The sequence below is a fragment of the Curtobacterium sp. MCLR17_059 genome, from assembly GCF_003234665.1.
GTDB lineage: Bacteria > Actinomycetota > Actinomycetes > Actinomycetales > Microbacteriaceae > Curtobacterium > Curtobacterium flaccumfaciens.
This window is the reverse complement of sequence record NZ_QKSU01000004.1, coordinates 159906-176140: the sequence shown is the minus strand read 5'-3', so window position 1 is coordinate 176140 and position 16235 is coordinate 159906. Positions and strand designations below refer to the sequence as shown.

The window sequence follows — 16235 nt, the reverse complement described above, 5'->3', positions numbered from 1 at the left end:
TCCTCCAGGAGGACGGCGTCTCGTCGTGTGTGCGGTCCCGAGGTGCCGAGCGGCCAGGACGTGCCGCGCGCGCTGCGTCGAGTGGTCGCGAGTCGTCGGCTGGCCCGGGCCCGGCCGACAGGACGTGACCACCGGACGTGCACCGGGCGGTGTGTGGTGACCACTCCGGGTGCGGGAATTCAGGGGCGGGCCGAAGCCGTGCCTCCCGGCTGCCTCGACCGGACCCGCCCGCCGTCGGCGTGACGCCGTCGTGTCAGCCTGACGCCGCGAAGTACGTGAGACGCCGCCGAATCCGGAGGCGTCTCGAGGAGACGACGGCGTCTTCTGCTGGGCGGCACCGTGGGACGCGAGACGCTGAGAGGGCGCCGAACGGCCGCGTGCCGGGCGGCCCGACCGACCGTGCCGGGTTATCGTCGGACCGTGCCCAGCCAGAAGCCCCGCGTCCGCCGCGTCCCCGTGGCGATGCCCGACGGCAGCACACCCGCGCAGCCCTGGTACCGCTCGATCCACTTCTCCGGGTTCAGCCTGCTCATGCTCGCGATCATCGTGCTCTTCGTGGTGGTGCTCGCGCCGTCGCTCCGGACGCTCATCCAGCAGCAGGAGCAGATCGCCCAGCAGCAGCAGGAGGTCGCGAGCCAGAAGGCCGACGTCACGCAGAAGAAGCAGGACGTCGCACGCTGGGACGACCCGGCGTACATCGAGGCGCAGGCCCGCGACCGACTGCTCTACGTGTACCCGGGCGAGGAGAGCTACCTCGTGATGGGCACCGAGGACAAGCGGGCTGAGAAGACCCCGACCACCGACTCGGGCACCCCCGTGAGTGCGAAGGTGCAGACGCCCAAGGTCGACTGGGTGCAGGCGATGCTCTCGTCGGTGCTGCAGTCCGGACTGACGGACGAGCGTGCCGCCGACCTCGTCGCCCCCGACGTCTCCGGGACGGGCGACAGCAAGTAGTCCCGGACCGCAGGGCGCGGAGCCGTCCGGCCCGACGGTGCGAGGGGTTCCGCTTCTCCGGTAGGCTCACGTTCCCGTGACGACCCCTCCCTTCGACCCGCCCTCCGACCGCGACGTCCAGGTCGTGTCGGCGCAGCTCGGCCGACCGGCACGTGACGTCATCGGGATCGCGGCACGCTGCGTCTGTGGCAACCCCACAGTCGTCTCCACGAAGCCCCGGCTGTCGAACGGCACCCCGTTCCCGACGTTCTACTACCTGTGCCACCCCGCGGCCACCGCTGCGGTCAGCACCCTCGAGGCCAACCAGGTGATGCCCGAGCTGGCAGCCCTGCTCGAGGATCCCGAAGTCGCCGCGCAGTACCGCGCGGCCCACGAGTCCTACCTGGCCGATCGCGAGTCGATCGAACACGTCGACGAGATCGACGGCATCAGCGCCGGTGGCATGCCCACCCGCGTGAAGTGCCTGCACGCCCTCGTCGGCCACGCCCTCGCCGCCGGACCCGGCGTCAACCCCATCGGCGACCTCGCGCTCGAGCGCGCGGACTGGTCGCCCTCCCGGTGTGAGTGCCGGGCGTATGATGACGGTGCAGACGCTGGAGTCGGGGCGGGTGGCGGCGAAGTCTGACCCGACTCCCGCACACCCCCATCCAAGGAGATCATCCCCCGTGCCCAAGATCCTCGTCGTCGGCGGCGGTTACGCCGGTTTCTACACCGCATGGAAGCTCGAGAAGCACCTTCGCCAGGGCGAAGCCGAGGTCGTCATGGTGGACCCGCTGCCGTACATGACGTACCAGCCGTTCCTGCCCGAGGTCGCCGCCGGTTCCATCGAGCCGCGTCACGCGGTCGTCGCGCACCGTCGTCACCTCAAGAAGACCCGCGTCGTCACGGCGAAGGTCACCAAGGTCGACCACGCCACCAAGACGGCGACGATCACCCCGACCGAGGGCGAGGCGTGGGAGGAGTCCTACGACCAGATCGTCATGACCGCCGGCGCGGTGTCGCGCACGTTCCCGATCCCGGGCGTCGCGGACGAGGCCATCGGCCTGAAGACCATCGAGGAAGCCGCGTCGATCCGTGACCGCATCCTCAGCAACTTCCACAAGGCGGCGAACCTGCCGGCCGGTCCCGAGCGCGACCGCCTGCTCACCGTCGTCGTCGTCGGTGGTGGCTTCGCCGGCATCGAGGTGTTCGCCGAGCTCCGCTCCTTCGTCACCGACCTGCTGAAGAGCCACCCGCAGCTGTCCTTCGACGACACGCACTTCCACCTGGTCGAGGCGATGGGCCGCATCATGCCCGAGGTCTCGCTCGAGACCTCGCACTGGGTGCTCAAGAACCTCGCCGAGCGTGGCGCGACCGTGCACCTCGAGACCCAGCTGGCCTCGGCCGTCGGTGGCGTCTGCGAGCTCAAGACGAGCGACGGCGCGATCGAGACCATCCCGTCCGACCTCATCATCTGGACCGCCGGCGTCATGGCGAACCCGATGGTCAAGGGCACGGACTTCCCGCTCGAGCAGCGTGGCCGCATCCGCGTGCAGCCCGACCTGCGCGTGGTGGACGACAACGGCGTGATCGCCGATGCATGGGCCTGCGGCGACGTCGCAGCCGTGCCGGACCTGACCGGTGGCGGTGTCGGCGGGTTCTGCGTGCCGAACGCCCAGCACGCCGTGCGCCAGGCCAAGCAGCTCGCGAAGAACGTCGTCGCGACCATCCGTGGCGAGGCGACGACCGACTACAAGCACGAGAACCTCGGCGCCGTCGCGGGTCTCGGCCTCGGCACCGGTGTGTTCCAGTCCGGCAAGTTCGCCATGAAGGGCTTCCTGGCCTGGGGTGCCCACCGCGGCTACCACGGCCTGGCCATGCCGTCGTGGGAGCGCAAGTGGCGCGTCATCGGCGACTGGGTCGGTGGCTTCTTCCTGGGCCGCGACATCGTGTCGCTCGACGACCGCGAGACCCCGCGCGCCGCGTTCGAGGCGTTCGCGTCCCGTCCGAAGCCCGCTGCCGAGGCCCCGGCCGCGCCCGCCGCGGCCCCGGCTCCGGAAGAGGGCAAGGTCGCCGGTGCCGCCGGTCCCGTCTACGGCGAGCCCGCGAAGGACGTCTCCAACGCCCCCGAGCCGGTGACGGCCCCGGCCGACGCCAAGTAGCAACGCTCGTCACGAAGGCGGTCACCCGTGAAGGGTGGCCGCCTTCGTGCATCGGTAGGCTGTTGCGGCCCGCCCCCGTGGCCCAATCGGTAGAGGCACGCGACTTAAAATCGCTGAGTTGTGGGTTCGAGTCCCACCGGGGGTACCGCCGAGGCTCTGGCGCGGCGCCCGCCGCGCGGCGCCCGCCGCGTGGCGCCCGCCGCGTGCCGCTGCGAAAGCGACAGAACTCTGCGAACAGTTCGCGTCGTTCTGTCGCTCCGGCCGCACAGTCCGAGCGATGGTCCTGCCATCTGTCGCTTCGACGGTGGGATCGGGTCGCCCTGGGCATCGGACTGGAGGCGCGGCACCGGCCCGCCACGTGCCTCCCGGCCCGCGGACCGTCGCCTTCCCGCGAAGACGGCGCGACTGCACGACCGGCTCGCCGCCCAGTAGCATCGACGATCGTGGTCGGACTCGGAAGCGCACTCGCCAACCTGCAGAACGCCCTCCGCCGACCGGAGGCCCACGTCGAGGTCGTCGACGGCGAGAGCGTCCCGGTCGGCATGCTCCTCGGCACCCTCGGAGCCCTGCTCCTGGACGCCGGCAGCTCCGTCACCGACGTCCGGTCGGCGCTCGAGAAGGCCCGGGACGCCGCCGGGGTCGGACCGACGCTCGCGATCGGCGTCCTGCCCGCCCTGGTGATGGTGAGCGAGGTCTCGACGGGCGCCGCCACCATCGTCAACGCCGAGGGCGTCGAACTGTCCTCCCGCCAGGCCGCCCGCGCCAACCGCGTCGTGCTCGGGCTCGAGAGCGGCTCCATCGCCCTCGCCGAGATCCCCGCCCGCGTCCGGGCCATCCGGGCCGGCACCGTCCCGCCGCCCGCGCTGCCGTGGATCCTCGGCAACGCCCTGACCTCGGCCGGCCTGGCCGTCGTCTTCCGCTGCCCCTGGTGGGCGATCGTCCTGGCGCTCGTCGTCGGCGGCCTGGTCGGCGTGATCGGACTGGTCCTCCGGCGCTTCCGCGAAGCCGTGGCGATCATCCCGTTCCTGGCCGCGTTCGTGTCGACGGCGATCGTCGGCCTGGTCGCCGCGGGCACCGGGTTCGAGCAGGTCCCGCTCTTCGCGGTCTGCGCCCCGGTGGCGGTGTTCGTCCCGGGCGCGCTCATCACCAACGCGTTGCTCGAACTCACCGCCGCGGACATCGTCACCGGGTCGTCGCGCCTGGTGCAGGGGCTCATCATGCTCGGCTTCATGGCCGCAGGCATCGCGTCCGGCAGTGCCCTGACCGGGTTGCACGTCGACCCGTCGTCGGCCGCGCTCGTCGGCGAGGTCGCGGGGGTCGGCACCGACCTGGCCGGCTGGGAGTCCGTGCCCGCGTACTGGGTGTCGTGGGTGGCCGTCGTGGTGCTCGCGGTCGGGCTCGGTCTGGTGTTCCGGTCCGGGTGGCGCCTGACGCTCGTGTCGGTGGCGGTCATGGTCACCGCCTACGCCGTGGTGAGCACGACGACGCCGCTCTGGGGCAGCGTCGTCGCGACCGGGGCCGCGGCGGCGCTGCTGTTCGTCGCGACCCGGTTGCTCGAGCGGCTCGTGCCGGCGATCCCGGCGACGGTGTCGTTCTTCCCGGCGTTCCTGCTGCTCGTGCCGGGGACGGTCGGGCTGGTGGCGGTGGCCACCTTCGATCCCGAGGCGCTCGCGACCCCGCTCGCGACCTTCGTCAGCCTGTGCATCGGGACGAAGATCGGCGGGCTCCTGCCCGGCCTCTTCGCCCGCAACGCGCCCCGGCGCGCGGTGGACGCGACCAGCTGACGGACGGGAGGCCCGTGGCGGCGCCGCCACGGGCCTCCAGGCCGTCACCGGCCGGGTACCGGGCCCGCTACGGCTCGATCAGCCGGCCGGCTGCCTGGTCCGCCGCGGCCGTGTCCTTCGCCAGGTAGTGCACCTTCTTGCCGGTGGCGTTGTAGGGGAGGTCCGTGACGAAGCGGTACCGCCGCGGGCGCTTGTACCGGGCGAGGCCCGGGTGGGAGCCGGTCCACTCCTCGAGCGCGGCCGCTGCCTCGGCGTCGTCGGCCGGCAGCCGGTCGCCGGTACGGACGACGTACGCCGTGACGACCTCGCCCCACCGCGGGTCCGGCACGCCCACCACGATGGAGTCGGCGACCCCGGGGTGCTCCTGCAGCACCGCCTCGACCTGGACGGGGTGCACGTTCTCGCCGCCGGAGATGACCATGTCGTCCTTGCGGCCCACGATCGTCACCCGCTCGTGCTCGTCCCACGTGGCGAGGTCGCCGGGGTAGAACCAGCCGTTCGCGAACTTCTCGGCCTCGAGCCCGGGGTTCCGGTACGAGTAGCCGGACTTCACGGTGCGGACGGCGAACTCGCCGATCTCGGTGCCGTCCTTCGCCACCGTGTCGGTCGGGTCGGCCAGACGGTCCTCGTGCACGCGGACGACGGCGACGTCGTCGTCGGTCGATGCGCGACCGGTGGACCCGGCGCCGTCCGGGAAGTCCTCGGGGCGCAGGAACGTGTTCCAGAAGGTCTCGGTGGTGCCGTAGCCGTTGAAGATCCGCGGCGACAGCAGCTCCTGGTACCGCAGTGCCGCGGCACGGTCGAGCGGCGCGCCCATCGTGACGATGCCGTTGAGGCTCGACAGGTCCCGCGCCCGGCGTTCCTGCGCGTCGGCGAGCTGCACCAGGTTCGGCGGGGCGCCGATCAGGAACGTCAGGCGCTCGGACTCGACCAGGTCGAGTACCCGGTCGGCGTCGAAGTGCCGCAGCGTCGTGAGTTCCGCGCCGACGTAGAACACCGGGTTCGGGCCGCCGGAGTACAGGCCGCCACGGTGGAACAGCGGTGACATGTTGAGCGTCTTGTCGAACGGACTGAGCGGGAAGTGCATGACCACGTCGTGCGCGCTGAGCACCTCGACCAGGCTCGGCAGCGGGACGGGCTTCGGCCGACCGGTGGTGCCCGAGGTGTAGAGCCGGGTGGACTCGTCGTAGGTGCTGCGCGGGCCGATCGCCGCGAGTTCCTCGGGGGAGACGGGATCGGACGCGAGCAGCTCGGCGAACCGGTCGTGGTCGCCGCCGACCGGGACGACGTGGTCCGGCCGGTGCGGCGAGGACTCGATCGCGGCGGCGATCGCACTCGTCCGCTCGGTGTCGTGCACGAGGACGGCGGGTGCGGAGTCCTCGATGATGAACGCGACCTCGTCGGGGGCGAGCCGGAAGTTCGTCGGCGAGAACACCGCGCCGATGCGGTGGCAGGCCAGGTAGAGCATCGCGAACTCGGGGGTGTTGAAGAGCTCGACCATCACGACGGAACCCCGTCCGCCACCGTGCCGGACGAGCCACCCGGCGATCCGGTCGACGGCGTCGCCGAGCTCGGCGTAGGTCCACGAGCGGTCCGTCTCCGGCTCGCGGAGCGCGGGTCGGCCGGCGAAGCGGTGGGTGTTGCGGGCGAAGCCGTTCGCGTAGGTGAAGCTGCCCTCGAACACCTCGCGGAAGCGCGTCGCGTCGTAGTCGGACCGGGTGTCGGCGTGGGGTTCCGGGTCGGACCGGGTGTCGGCGTGGGGTTCCGGATCGCGTCGGGTGTCGGTGTGGGGTTCCGGGTCGGGTCGGGTGTCGGTGCGGGGTTCCGGGTCGGGTCGGGTGTCGGTCATCATCGCTCCTGCCGCGGTCGTGCGGTGCACACCGTCGATGCTGCGCGGGCACCGGTCGCGCGGCACTGCTGCACCGCTGGTCCGGTGCGGCGTCGGTCGTCCGTGCGGGACGGCGAGCGTCCTCCGTGCGGTGCGACCAGCACCGATCGTCACACTAGCCCGCTGTCCGCGAAGCGGCCCGGAAGTGCGTCTTCTGTCCGACGGGTGGTGCGGTGCGCCGCTCTGGAGGCCCGGCTCGGGTCAGACGCGGGCCGCGCGCCGGTCGGTGCGCAGCCAGACCAGGGCCGCGATCGCGGCCGCCACGCAGGCCGCGGCGATGCCGACGAGCAGGGCCGGTGCGGCGTGCGTGCCGGTCGTCCCCGAGTAGACCGCGGTGGTCAGCGCGACGGCGACCACCGCGAGCGCGACGTACCGACCGCGAGAGGCGGCGAGCAGCGCGCTGCCGGCGGACCCCGCGACGGGCAGCAGGGTCGCGACCACGGCACCGAGGCCGCCGACGCACAGCGTGATGGCGAACTCCGAACCGAGTGACACCCAGAAGCCACCGCCCGCGAGCAGGCTGTGCAGCACCCAGCCGGCCGCGGCGAGTCCGAGCAGGGCCAGCACCCGCCAGGTCGCACCCCGGGCACTCGCGGCGATCCCGGTACCGAGGCGGAGCGGTCCGGTCCCCAGCCCGGGGCGGACGGACGGCACGAGGACGACCCCGACAATGAGTGCGGGGGACAGGTCCGCCGCGCGGGTGACGCCGCACGCCACGAGGGCTGCGAGCACGAGCCACGGCGACACCCGGAACCCGATCGTGCGGTGGTCGCTGCCGGCTGCCCACCGCGTGGCGAACACGACGGCGGCGGTCAGGACCCCGGTCCCGGCGAGGACAGCGATCGCCAGACGGGCGTACCGCACCTCGAGCTCGACGCCCACCCCGAGCAGGGTGCACAGCGCCGCGACGGACACCGCGATGGTGATCGACGCCCAGGTCGGCAGGACGTCGTCGCCGCGTGCGCGGTCCGACCGCGAGCGGTTGCGGCCGAGCAGCCCGGCGAACGGCGAGCGGAGGCGACCCCGGGTGGCCGCGGCCACGAGGGCGAGGGGCGCGGCGATCAGCAGGAGGAACCCGGCGGCGACGGCGGTGGCGACCAGGACGGTCCGCCACGAGAACGCGGCCTGGATGGTCGGGACGGTGCGGTCGTACGTCGTCGCCGCGGTCCAGTCGCCGGCGGGGCCGGACCAGTCGGGGTGGCCTCCGGCGCTGCCGACGCCGGCCGGGGTGCTGCCGGTGCCGTCGCTGGGGCCGTTGCCGGTGCCGTTGCCGGTGCCTGCTGCGCCGCCGTCGTCGTTGCCGTTGCCGTTGTCGCCGTCGCCCCCGTGGCCGGCGGCGTTCGCGCCGTTGCCGTTGCCGTTGCCGGTTCCACCGTGGCTGGTCGCGCCGGGGGTGTCCGTCGTCGAGCCGGATCCCGGCGTCGACGTGCCCGGCGTCCCCGGGGTGTCCGTGGCGCCCGGGGTCGGTGTGGCGGTCGGGGCCGTGGTGGTGGACCACACCGTGACCCGGACGGCGGTCGACGACCGGGAGTAGTTGCCGGCGACGTCGTGCTGCGTCGCGGTGAGCTGGTGCCCGCCGGCGCGCAGCGTCGACCCCGCGGTGGAGCACGACCACGAGGTGTCCGACGCGACCACCACGCCGCACACCGGCGCACGGTCGACGTACACGGTCACGCGGGCGCCCGGCTCACCGGTCCCGGCCACCGTCGTCGAGCGGGTGCCGATCCGTTGGCCGTCGTCCGGTGTCGTGATGCGCGGGGCAGCGGGCGCCGTGCGGTCGACCGTGATCGTCACGGGAGCGGAGGCCGCGCTCCGCAGGTCCGACCGGTAGCCGCGCGCCGTGCTGGCGGTCTGCGACGCGGTGACGGTGAACCGGCCGTCGGCGAGCGACCCGAGGGCGGCCACCCACCGGCCGTCCGCACCGACCCGGGCGGTCTGCTGGGCCGAGGACCCGGACACCGACAGCAGCACCGTCGATCCGGGGTACCCCGTACCGGAGACCGTTCCGCCGGTGGGCCCGGCGGCCGCCAGGGTCGGCGGGACGATGACGTCCGAGGCCGGTGCACTCGCGACGGGCAGTGCGGCGACGAGGTCGCGCACCGTGAAGACCTGTTGCGGGCCGGAGCGGACCGTGCCGAGGCAGGCCCAGGAACCGTCCGGGTCCACCCGGGTCGTGCACCCGGACGAACCCGTCGCGGCCGGGCCGGTCACCCGGACGGTGTGCCCGGGGGTGCCGGTGCCGTGGAAGCGCGTCGTCCCCGTCGTGACGTCACCCGGGTCGGCGATGGTGGGCCGAACGGCGGGACGCGTGGGGGTGGGCGTCGGGGCGCCCGGCCGGCCGGGGCTCGGCGGAGCGATCTCGCTCGGCTCGGGGGTGGCGGGGGGGGTGGCGGCTGCCCGGGCGGCGGGGGCTGCCGGGGCGTCCGCAGCGGCAGCGTCGACCGACGTGCCGTCCGCGGCGACCGCGATGGCCGGGGCTGCTGCGGCCCCGAGGAGCGCGGCGACGAGGACCGTCGTCGCAGCTGCGAGCAGGGCGAAGCGGGGACGACGACGAGGGCTGTCGCCCCCGACAGCCCTCTCGTCCACGTTCTCCCCGGTCGTGTTCACCGGACCCATCCCACGGGATCGGCGGCCTCCGGTCAATACACCTCGCGGATGAGGTTCGGGATCGGGCCGCAGTCCGGGAACCCGGTGTGCGTGACTCGGGAATCGGCCGTGAACACTGCTCACGGAACGGAGCATGCTCAGCGCGTCGATAGACTTCACGATGGCCGTTCAGGCCAACGCAGCACCGCGGATCCCGACGCGCAAAGGAGTACGCCCGCATGGACACCGGACTCGTCACGACGCTCATCGTCGTCGGAGTGGTGGTGGTCGTCCTGGTGATCATCGGGATCTACCTCTGGGTGACGTACAACTCCCTCGTCACGCTCAAGGTCCGGGTCGACGAGGCCTGGAGCGACATCTCGGTGCAGCTGAAGCGCCGCGCCGACCTGATCCCCACCATCGTGGACACGGTCAAGGGGTACGCCACGCACGAGAAGGCGGTCTTCGACGACGTGACGAAGGCCCGCGCCGAGACCCTGTCCGCCGGTGACGCCGACACGGCCTCCACCGCCGAGGGGCACATGCAGAAGGCCCTCAAGAGCGTGTTCGCGGTGGCCGAGGGGTACCCGCAGCTGCAGTCGAGCCAGAACTTCCTGCAGTTGCAGTCCGAGCTCGTCGACACCGAGGACAAGATCCAGGCCGCCCGCCGCTTCTACAACGGTGGCGTGCGTGAGCTGAACACGAAGATCCGGGTGTTCCCGAACTCCACGTTCGCGAAGAACCGCGGTTTCTCCGAGGCCCCGTTCTTCGAGACGAACGAGCCGGCGGCCATCGCCGAGCCGCCGCGCGTCCAGTTCTGACCCCACCGTCGGATCCGACGTGTACAGCGCCATCGCGCGGAACAAGCGCAACACCGTGGTCATCGTCCTGGTGTTCCTGCTGATCATCGGCGCGCTCGGGTTCCTCGGCGGGTACCTCGCCGGCAACGTCTCGATCGGCTTCATCGTGCTCGTGGTCGCGCTCGGGTACGCGGTGCTGCAGTACTTCCTGGCGGCACGACAGGCCACCGCGATCGCCGGTGGAGTCGAGATCGACCGTGCCTCCGAACCACGGCTGTGGCGCACCGTCGAGAACCTCGCCATCGCGACCGGCATGCCGATGCCCCGGGTGTTCGTCATCCCCGATCCCTCGCCGAACGCCTTCGCCACCGGGCGTGACCCGGAGCACGCGGTGGTGGCGGCGACGACGGGGCTGCTCGAGCTCATGGACGACCAGGAGCTGCAGGGCGTGATGGCGCACGAGCTCGGACACGTCCGGAACTACGACATCCGGGTGTCCACGATGGTCTTCGGACTCGTCGTGGCCGTCGGCCTCATCGCCGACGTCCTGCTCCGCATCTCGATCTTCAGCGGCCTGTCCGGCGGGCGGAACCGCAACTCGGACAACGGCGGCAGCGCCAACCCGGTGCTGCTCATCGCCGGGATCGTCGCCGTCATCGTGGCCCCGATCGCCGCGGCCGGCGTGCAGGCGGCGGTGTCCCGGCAGCGCGAGTACCTGGCCGACGCGACGGGTGCGATGACGACCCGGCACCCGGAGGGCCTGGCCCGGGCCCTCGAGAAGCTCGGCGCGTACGGCCGACCGATGCAGACGCAGAACTCCTCGATGGCGCACCTGTGGATCGCCGACCCGATGCGCCCCGGTGTGATGGACCGACTGTTCTCGACGCACCCGCCGCTGCCCGACCGCATCGCGCGGCTGCGGGCGAACGCCGACCGGTTCTGACGGGTCAGCCGATGCCGTCGGCGACCGTGTCCTCGGCCGTCTCGATCGGTTCGGGGGTGTCCGCGTCGTCAGCGGACTCGTGCGGCACCAGGGGCACTCCGAGCGCCCCGGCGACGGCCGCAGCAGCGGTGCCTCGGTCGGTCACCTCGATCGCGCCGAGACCCTGCCAGCTCGCGGTCCGTCGCAGTGTGTCGGCGAGCCGCTCGGGGTCCAGGTGCTCGCCCGGCTCCTGCCACGCGGTCCGGACGCGGAGCACACCGCGCTGCCGGTCGCTCTTCAGGTCGATCCGCCCGACGAGCCGGTCGTCCTGCAGCACCGGCAGCACGTAGTAGCCGAAGACCCGCTTCGGCGCCGGCGTGTAGATCTCGATCCGGTAGTGGAAGCCGTACATCCGCTCGGCCCGCCGCCGGAACCAGACGACCGGATCGAAGGGGCTCAGCACCGCGTCCGCCGTCAGCTGCCGGGGGACCCGAGCCCCGACGTGCAGCCAGGCCCGCTCGCCCCAGCCCTCCACCCGCACCGGCAGGAGCTCGCCCGCGTCGGTGAGCTCGGCGATCGCGGTGGCCGTGTCGTCGGAGCGCAGTCGGTAGTAGTCCGCGATGTCCGCTCGGGTGCCGATGCCGAGCGCCCGTGTGGCCTGGCGCACGAGCTCGAGCACGGCGTCGGCACGCGGCGGGGCGGTCTCGAGGAAGCCCGCGGGCAGCACCTGCTCCGGCAGGGCGTACACCCGCTCGAACCCGGCTCGTCCGGCACTCACCGCCTCGCCCCAGCGGAACATCTGCTCGAGCCCGAGCTTCACGTCGCTCCACCCCCACCAGGGGCCGCGTCGCACGTTCGACTCGTGCTCCACCGCGCTCGCCCGCATCGGCCCCTCGGCCCGGAGCAGGGCGTGCAGTTCGCGCCGGACGGCAGCGGTCCGCGTGACGCCGTCGACCCGGGTGGGGCCGGCGTCCCGCTCCCGCAGGGCGTCCATCCGCCACCGGAACAGCCGCAGGTCGTCGCGGGGGATGAACGCCGCCTCGTGCGCCCAGTACTCGGTGTACGGGCCGGATCGGCCGAGCGTCAGCCGGTCGAGCGTCGACCGGTCGTACGCACCGAGCCTGGCGAAGAGCGGCAGGTAGTGACTGCGCTCGAACACGTTGACGGAGTCGATCTGCAGCAGCCCGAGCCGGCCGAACGCGGCGTTCAGCGCGCGCGTCGAGACCGGCTCAGCGGGTGGCCGTCCGAACCCCTGCGCGGCGAGTGCGACCCGGCGGGCCTCGGCGGCGGAGAGCGTCGACCTGGGCATGCCGCGACGCTACCGAACCCCGCCGACATGAGCGTCCACGAACGTATGCCGTATCTGGCACCTGACGGGAAGCACATCGATACACTCGGGCCATGGCATGGGGAAGCAAGCAGACACACCCCGACCCCGTGGTCGAGGAATCCGTCCCGGTCGGCGTGCGCATCGCCGGCGCGTGGTCGTGGCGGGCGCTCGTCGTCGTGGGCGTGATCGCCGTCTTCATCTGGCTCGTCACCGTCTTCAGCGAGATCCTCATCCCCTTCCTGGTCGGCATCGTGGTCTCGGCGCTCCTCGTGCCGATCTCCAACTGGCTGCAGCGGCACCACGTGCCGAAGTGGCTCGCCGTCGTGATGAGCCTGCTCGGCGGCATCGCGGCGCTCGGTGGCCTGATCTGGCTCGTCGTCGACCAGATCATCGCGTCCTACCCGTCCCTGCGTGACCGGACGGTCGACCAGTACGCGAACATCAAGGACTTCGTCCTGAGCTCCGGGTTCGGCATCAGCCAGTCCGACGTCAACGGCTGGCTCGACGACGGCACGAAGTGGCTGCAGGACAACTCCGCGTCGATCCTGTCCGGGGTCGCCAGCGCGGGTTCGGGTGCGACGCACGCCTTCGAAGCGCTCTTCATCATCCTGTTCACCACGATCTTCCTGCTGATCGACGGCAAGAACGTCTGGCGCTGGTCCGTCCGGCTGTTCCCGAAGAAGGCCCGCGCAGCGGTGGACGGCGCCGGTGTCGCCGGCTGGATCACCCTGACGAGCTTCATCCGTGTGCAGATCTTCGTCGCCTTCGTCGACGCGGTCGGCATCGGCCTGGGCTCCTTCATCGTCGGGCTCTTCTTCGGCGGCATGCCGCTGGTGATCCCGATCGCCGCGTTCGTGTTCCTCGGCGCGTTCATCCCGGTCGTCGGTGCCATCGTCACGGGCTTCCTGGCGGTGTTCGTCGCGCTGATCTTCAACGGTCCCCTCGCGGCGGTCCTGGTGCTCGGCGTCGTCCTGCTGGTCCAGCAGATCGAGGGTCACATCCTGCAGCCGCTCGTCATGGGCAACGCTGTCAAGGTCCACCCGCTGGCGGTCGTCCTCGGTGTCACCGCGGCCTCCGGGCTCGCCGGCATCGCCGGAGCCTTCTTCGCCGTGCCGCTGATCGCGACGCTGAACGCCATGGTCACCACCATCGCGAGCGGACGCTGGCGGCGGCTCGACTCTGACCACGTCCTCGAAGCGACGCCGAAGCGCGGGCAGCACGGGCAGATCCAGTTGCTCCGACGACGTCGGCACAAGGTCGGGGACGACGTCCCGGCACCGGGCGTCGACTCCGGTCCCTCGGCCGAAGAAGACACCGCCAGCACCAACTGAGCGTCACACGAGTTCGCCGCGGGGCCCCGGAACGACGATGATGGGGGAGTGACCGACACCAGCGCCTCCCCGCACACGCTCGCCGCGATCCCGACCCTCGCGGACATCGAGGCGGCGCGCGAGACCATCAAGGGCGTCGCACGCGTCACCCCGATGGAGACGTCGCAGTTCCTCGCCGAGCTGCTCGGGTCGCCGGTGCACCTGAAGTGCGAGAACCTGCAGCGCACCGGTGCCTACAAGGTGCGCGGTGCCTACAACCGGCTCTCGACCCTGTCCGCTGAGCAGCGCGCCAAGGGCGTCGTCGCCGCGAGCGCCGGCAACCACGCGCAGGGTGTCGCCCTCGCCGCCCGCGAGCTCGGCATCCCCGCGACGATCTTCACGCCGGTCGGGGTCGCCCTGCCCAAGCTGCAGGCCACGCGCCACTACGGCGCCGACGTCGTGCTGCGCGGCCACTCCGTGGAAGAGGCGCTGAGCGCCGCGAAGGACTTCGCCGCCCACACCGGCGCCGTGTTCATCCCGCCGTTCGACCACCCGGCCGTGATCGCCGGGCAGGGCACGCTCGGCCTCGAGATCATCGACCAGGTGCCGGACGTCGACACCGTCGTCGTGCCGATCGGTGGCGGCGGCGTCATCTCCGGCATCGCGCTCGCCGTGAAGGGCATGGCCGAACGGCTCGGACGGCCGATCCGGGTCATCGGCGTGCAGGCCGAGAACGCTGCGGCCTACCCGTCGTCGATCACCGCCGGCGAGCCCGTCACCATCACCACGAAGCCGACCATCTCCGACGGCATCGCGGTGGCGCGCCCCGGCGACCTGAACTTCCCGATCATCCGCGACCTGGTCGACGACATCGTCACCGTCTCGGACGACGACACCGCCCGAGCACTGCTCGTCCTGCTCGAGCGCGCCAAGCTCGTGGTCGAGGCAGCGGGGGCCGTCGGCGTCGCCGCGATCATGTCCGGTGCCGTCCGCGACACCGGCCGCACCGTGGTGCTGCTGAGCGGCGGCAACATCGACCCGCTCATGATGGAGCGCGTGATCACCCGCGGGCTCGTCGCGGCCTCGCGCTACATCGGCATCCGCATCATGCTGCCGGACCGTCCTGGTCAGCTCGCCCGCGTCGCGCAGGTCATCTCGGACGCCGGCGCGAACGTGGTCGAGGTGCTGCACACCCGCCACGGGCAGGGCCTGGTCATCAACGAGGTGGCGCTGGACCTGTCGATCGAGGCGCGCGGCCCCGAGCACGCGCAGGAGGTCATCCAGCGCCTCCACGAGGTCGGCTTCCGCCCGGAACTCCTCGAGCACTAGTCCGCGACGATCCACGAGTCGTTCGACGCGTGGACTGTCGGAAATGCGGTGCGCGCTCTGGGCGCGACCAGCTGACAGACGGGAGGCCCGTGGCGGTGTCGCCACGGGCCTCCCGTCTGCAGTGGGCCGGGTCTACGGCTCGTAGCGCTCGATCTTGACGACCTCGACGGCGATCTCCTTGCCGTTCGGCGCCGTGTACGTGGCCTTGTCGCCGGCCTTGAGGCCGACGATGGCCGCGCCGACGGGGCTGACCGGGCTGTAGACCGTCAGGTCCGAGCCCTCGGCGACGATCTCGCGGCTGCCGACCAGGAAGGTGGACTCGTCGCCGGCGATGACCGCCGTGACGACGGTGCCCGGCTCGACGGTGCCGTCGAACTCCGCTTCGCTGACGGTGGCGTGCTTCAGGAGCTCGGTGAGGACGCGGATGCGTGCCTCGATCTTGCCCTGCTCGTCCTTCGCGGCGTGGTAGCCGCCGTTCTCCTTGAGGTCGCCCTCTTCGCGAGCGGCCTCGATGCGGCGCGCGATCTCGGCACGGCCCTCGCCGCTCAGCTCGTCGAGCTCCGCCTTGAGACGGTCGTGCGCCTCCTGGGTCAGCCAGGTGACCTGCGTGTCGTTGCTCATGTTCTGTCCCTTCGACCATGAAAAAACGAGACCGGCCGAGTGGTCGGTCTCGAGAGGCGAATCAGGACAGTCTAGGGAATCCAGCAGTCGTGGATCAAGCCGGTCACGCCCCGCGTCGTCGTGGTGACCTGCGTGGAGATGCTCCGGCTGCGCTGTTCGGACGCCGGCACGGTGATCTCCTTCCAGCCCACGATCGAGTAGCTCTTGTCGAGGACCTGCACGGCGCACTTCGCCTCGACCCCCGGGTCGACGGACACCTGCGAGTGGACGACGGTGCTGTGCTCGGACAGCACCTCGTACCCGATGACGTCCTGGTCGAGGCCGCGGTCGGACTGGTCGAGCCCGGCCCAGATCACCCACGCACCGAAGACCACGACGACCGCGATGGCCGCGACGATCGCGAAGAGGCGGCTGCGGCGCTTGCGGGCCGGGGTGCGGCCGTAGCGCTCGTCGAGGGTGGCGGTCTGGTGCTGTTCGGACAGTTCGGGGCTCCCGGGGTGGATATCCTGATCCCAGGGTAGTTCACGCGATGCTGTGCGCTGCCCGCGTCCGACGCCGCTCACCCGCAGT

At 71.9% G+C, this 16235-nt stretch carries 13 protein-coding genes and 1 tRNA gene; 9 read left to right on the top strand and 5 right to left on the bottom strand.

Annotated elements, in window-relative coordinates; translation table 11 throughout:
• Nucleotides 1–420 precede the first annotated feature (420 nt).
• The 5 genes from DEJ12_RS08080 (at nt 421) to DEJ12_RS08060 (ending at nt 4879) form a co-directional block, all read left to right on the top strand.
• Nucleotides 421–954: a septum formation initiator family protein gene (locus DEJ12_RS08080; RefSeq protein WP_111029598.1), complete on the top strand. Its 534-nt coding sequence runs from the start codon at nt 421–423 to the stop codon at nt 952–954.
• A 76-nt stretch (nt 955–1030) separates the two neighbouring features.
• Nucleotides 1031–1579 (top strand): DUF501 domain-containing protein, encoded by a 549-nt coding sequence (locus DEJ12_RS08075; protein ID WP_071406119.1) that lies wholly within the window; start codon nt 1031–1033, stop codon nt 1577–1579.
• Nucleotides 1580–1619: 40 nt separating this feature from the next.
• Nucleotides 1620–3095, top strand: coding sequence for an NAD(P)/FAD-dependent oxidoreductase (locus DEJ12_RS08070; protein ID WP_017886746.1), 1476 nt, complete (start codon nt 1620–1622; stop codon nt 3093–3095).
• 71 nt (nt 3096–3166) lie between these two features.
• Nucleotides 3167–3240 (top strand) — tRNA-Leu (locus DEJ12_RS08065).
• Between the two features lie 298 nt (nt 3241–3538).
• On the top strand, nt 3539–4879 hold the full coding sequence (locus tag DEJ12_RS08060) for a threonine/serine exporter family protein (protein WP_027464496.1): 1341 nt from the start codon (nt 3539–3541) through the stop codon (nt 4877–4879).
• A gap of 67 nt (nt 4880–4946) precedes the next feature.
• On the opposite strand, the gene DEJ12_RS08055 is transcribed toward DEJ12_RS08060, so the two are convergent.
• Together DEJ12_RS08055 and DEJ12_RS08050 are read right to left on the bottom strand one after the other, a co-directional pair.
• Entirely contained in the window at nt 4947–6728 is a 1782-nt protein-coding gene (locus DEJ12_RS08055; RefSeq protein ID WP_111029655.1) for a class I adenylate-forming enzyme family protein, read from the bottom strand.
• Nucleotides 6729–6968: 240 nt separating this feature from the next.
• Nucleotides 6969–9374, bottom strand: coding sequence for an Ig-like domain-containing protein (locus tag DEJ12_RS08050; RefSeq protein WP_146249183.1), 2406 nt, complete (start codon nt 9372–9374; stop codon nt 6969–6971).
• A 218-nt stretch (nt 9375–9592) separates the two neighbouring features.
• Here DEJ12_RS08050 and DEJ12_RS08045 point away from each other — a divergent pair, with 218 nt between their 5' ends.
• Together DEJ12_RS08045 and DEJ12_RS08040 are read left to right on the top strand one after the other, a co-directional pair.
• Nucleotides 9593–10174: a LemA family protein gene (locus DEJ12_RS08045; protein WP_027464499.1), complete on the top strand. Its 582-nt coding sequence runs from the start codon at nt 9593–9595 to the stop codon at nt 10172–10174.
• A gap of 19 nt (nt 10175–10193) precedes the next feature.
• Nucleotides 10194–11096, top strand: a complete 903-nt coding sequence (locus tag DEJ12_RS08040) for a M48 family metalloprotease (RefSeq protein WP_071406122.1) — start codon at nt 10194–10196, stop codon at nt 11094–11096.
• A gap of 4 nt (nt 11097–11100) precedes the next feature.
• On the opposite strand, the gene DEJ12_RS08035 is transcribed toward DEJ12_RS08040, so the two are convergent.
• Complete coding sequence (locus DEJ12_RS08035) at nt 11101–12384, bottom strand: winged helix-turn-helix domain-containing protein (RefSeq protein ID WP_111029596.1); 1284 nt, start codon at nt 12382–12384, stop codon at nt 11101–11103.
• 92 nt (nt 12385–12476) lie between these two features.
• Here DEJ12_RS08035 and DEJ12_RS08030 point away from each other — a divergent pair, with 92 nt between their 5' ends.
• Together DEJ12_RS08030 and ilvA are read left to right on the top strand one after the other, a co-directional pair.
• Nucleotides 12477–13736: an AI-2E family transporter gene (locus DEJ12_RS08030; RefSeq protein ID WP_051596497.1), complete on the top strand. Its 1260-nt coding sequence runs from the start codon at nt 12477–12479 to the stop codon at nt 13734–13736.
• Nucleotides 13737–13784: 48 nt separating this feature from the next.
• The gene (ilvA, locus tag DEJ12_RS08025) at nt 13785–15044 is read left to right on the top strand and encodes a threonine ammonia-lyase (RefSeq protein WP_071406124.1); all 1260 of its coding nucleotides are present in this window, start codon (nt 13785–13787) and stop codon (nt 15042–15044) included.
• A 132-nt stretch (nt 15045–15176) separates the two neighbouring features.
• Here the strand turns inward: ilvA and greA are convergent, their stop codons facing one another.
• Both greA and DEJ12_RS08015 read right to left on the bottom strand, forming a co-directional pair.
• On the bottom strand, nt 15177–15665 hold the full coding sequence (gene greA / locus DEJ12_RS08020) for a transcription elongation factor GreA (RefSeq protein WP_017886739.1): 489 nt from the start codon (nt 15663–15665) through the stop codon (nt 15177–15179).
• Nucleotides 15666–15736: 71 nt separating this feature from the next.
• The gene (locus tag DEJ12_RS08015) at nt 15737–16228 is read right to left on the bottom strand and encodes a DUF4307 domain-containing protein (RefSeq protein ID WP_017886738.1); all 492 of its coding nucleotides are present in this window, start codon (nt 16226–16228) and stop codon (nt 15737–15739) included.
• Nucleotides 16229–16235: the final 7 nt, after the last annotated feature.

Bases quoted from the DNA above. Each gene is read 5' to 3' on its own strand.
- DEJ12_RS08055 (WP_111029655.1), bottom strand. From the start codon at position 6,728: ATGACCGACACCCGACCCGACCCGGAACCCCGCACCGACACCCGACCC.
- DEJ12_RS08045 (WP_027464499.1), top strand. From the start codon at position 9,593: ATGGACACCGGACTCGTCACGACGCTCATCGTCGTCGGAGTGGTGGTG.
- DEJ12_RS08035 (WP_111029596.1), bottom strand. From the start codon at position 12,384: ATGCCCAGGTCGACGCTCTCCGCCGCCGAGGCCCGCCGGGTCGCACTC.
- DEJ12_RS08030 (WP_051596497.1), top strand. From the start codon at position 12,477: ATGGCATGGGGAAGCAAGCAGACACACCCCGACCCCGTGGTCGAGGAA.
- greA (WP_017886739.1), bottom strand. From the start codon at position 15,665: ATGAGCAACGACACGCAGGTCACCTGGCTGACCCAGGAGGCGCACGAC.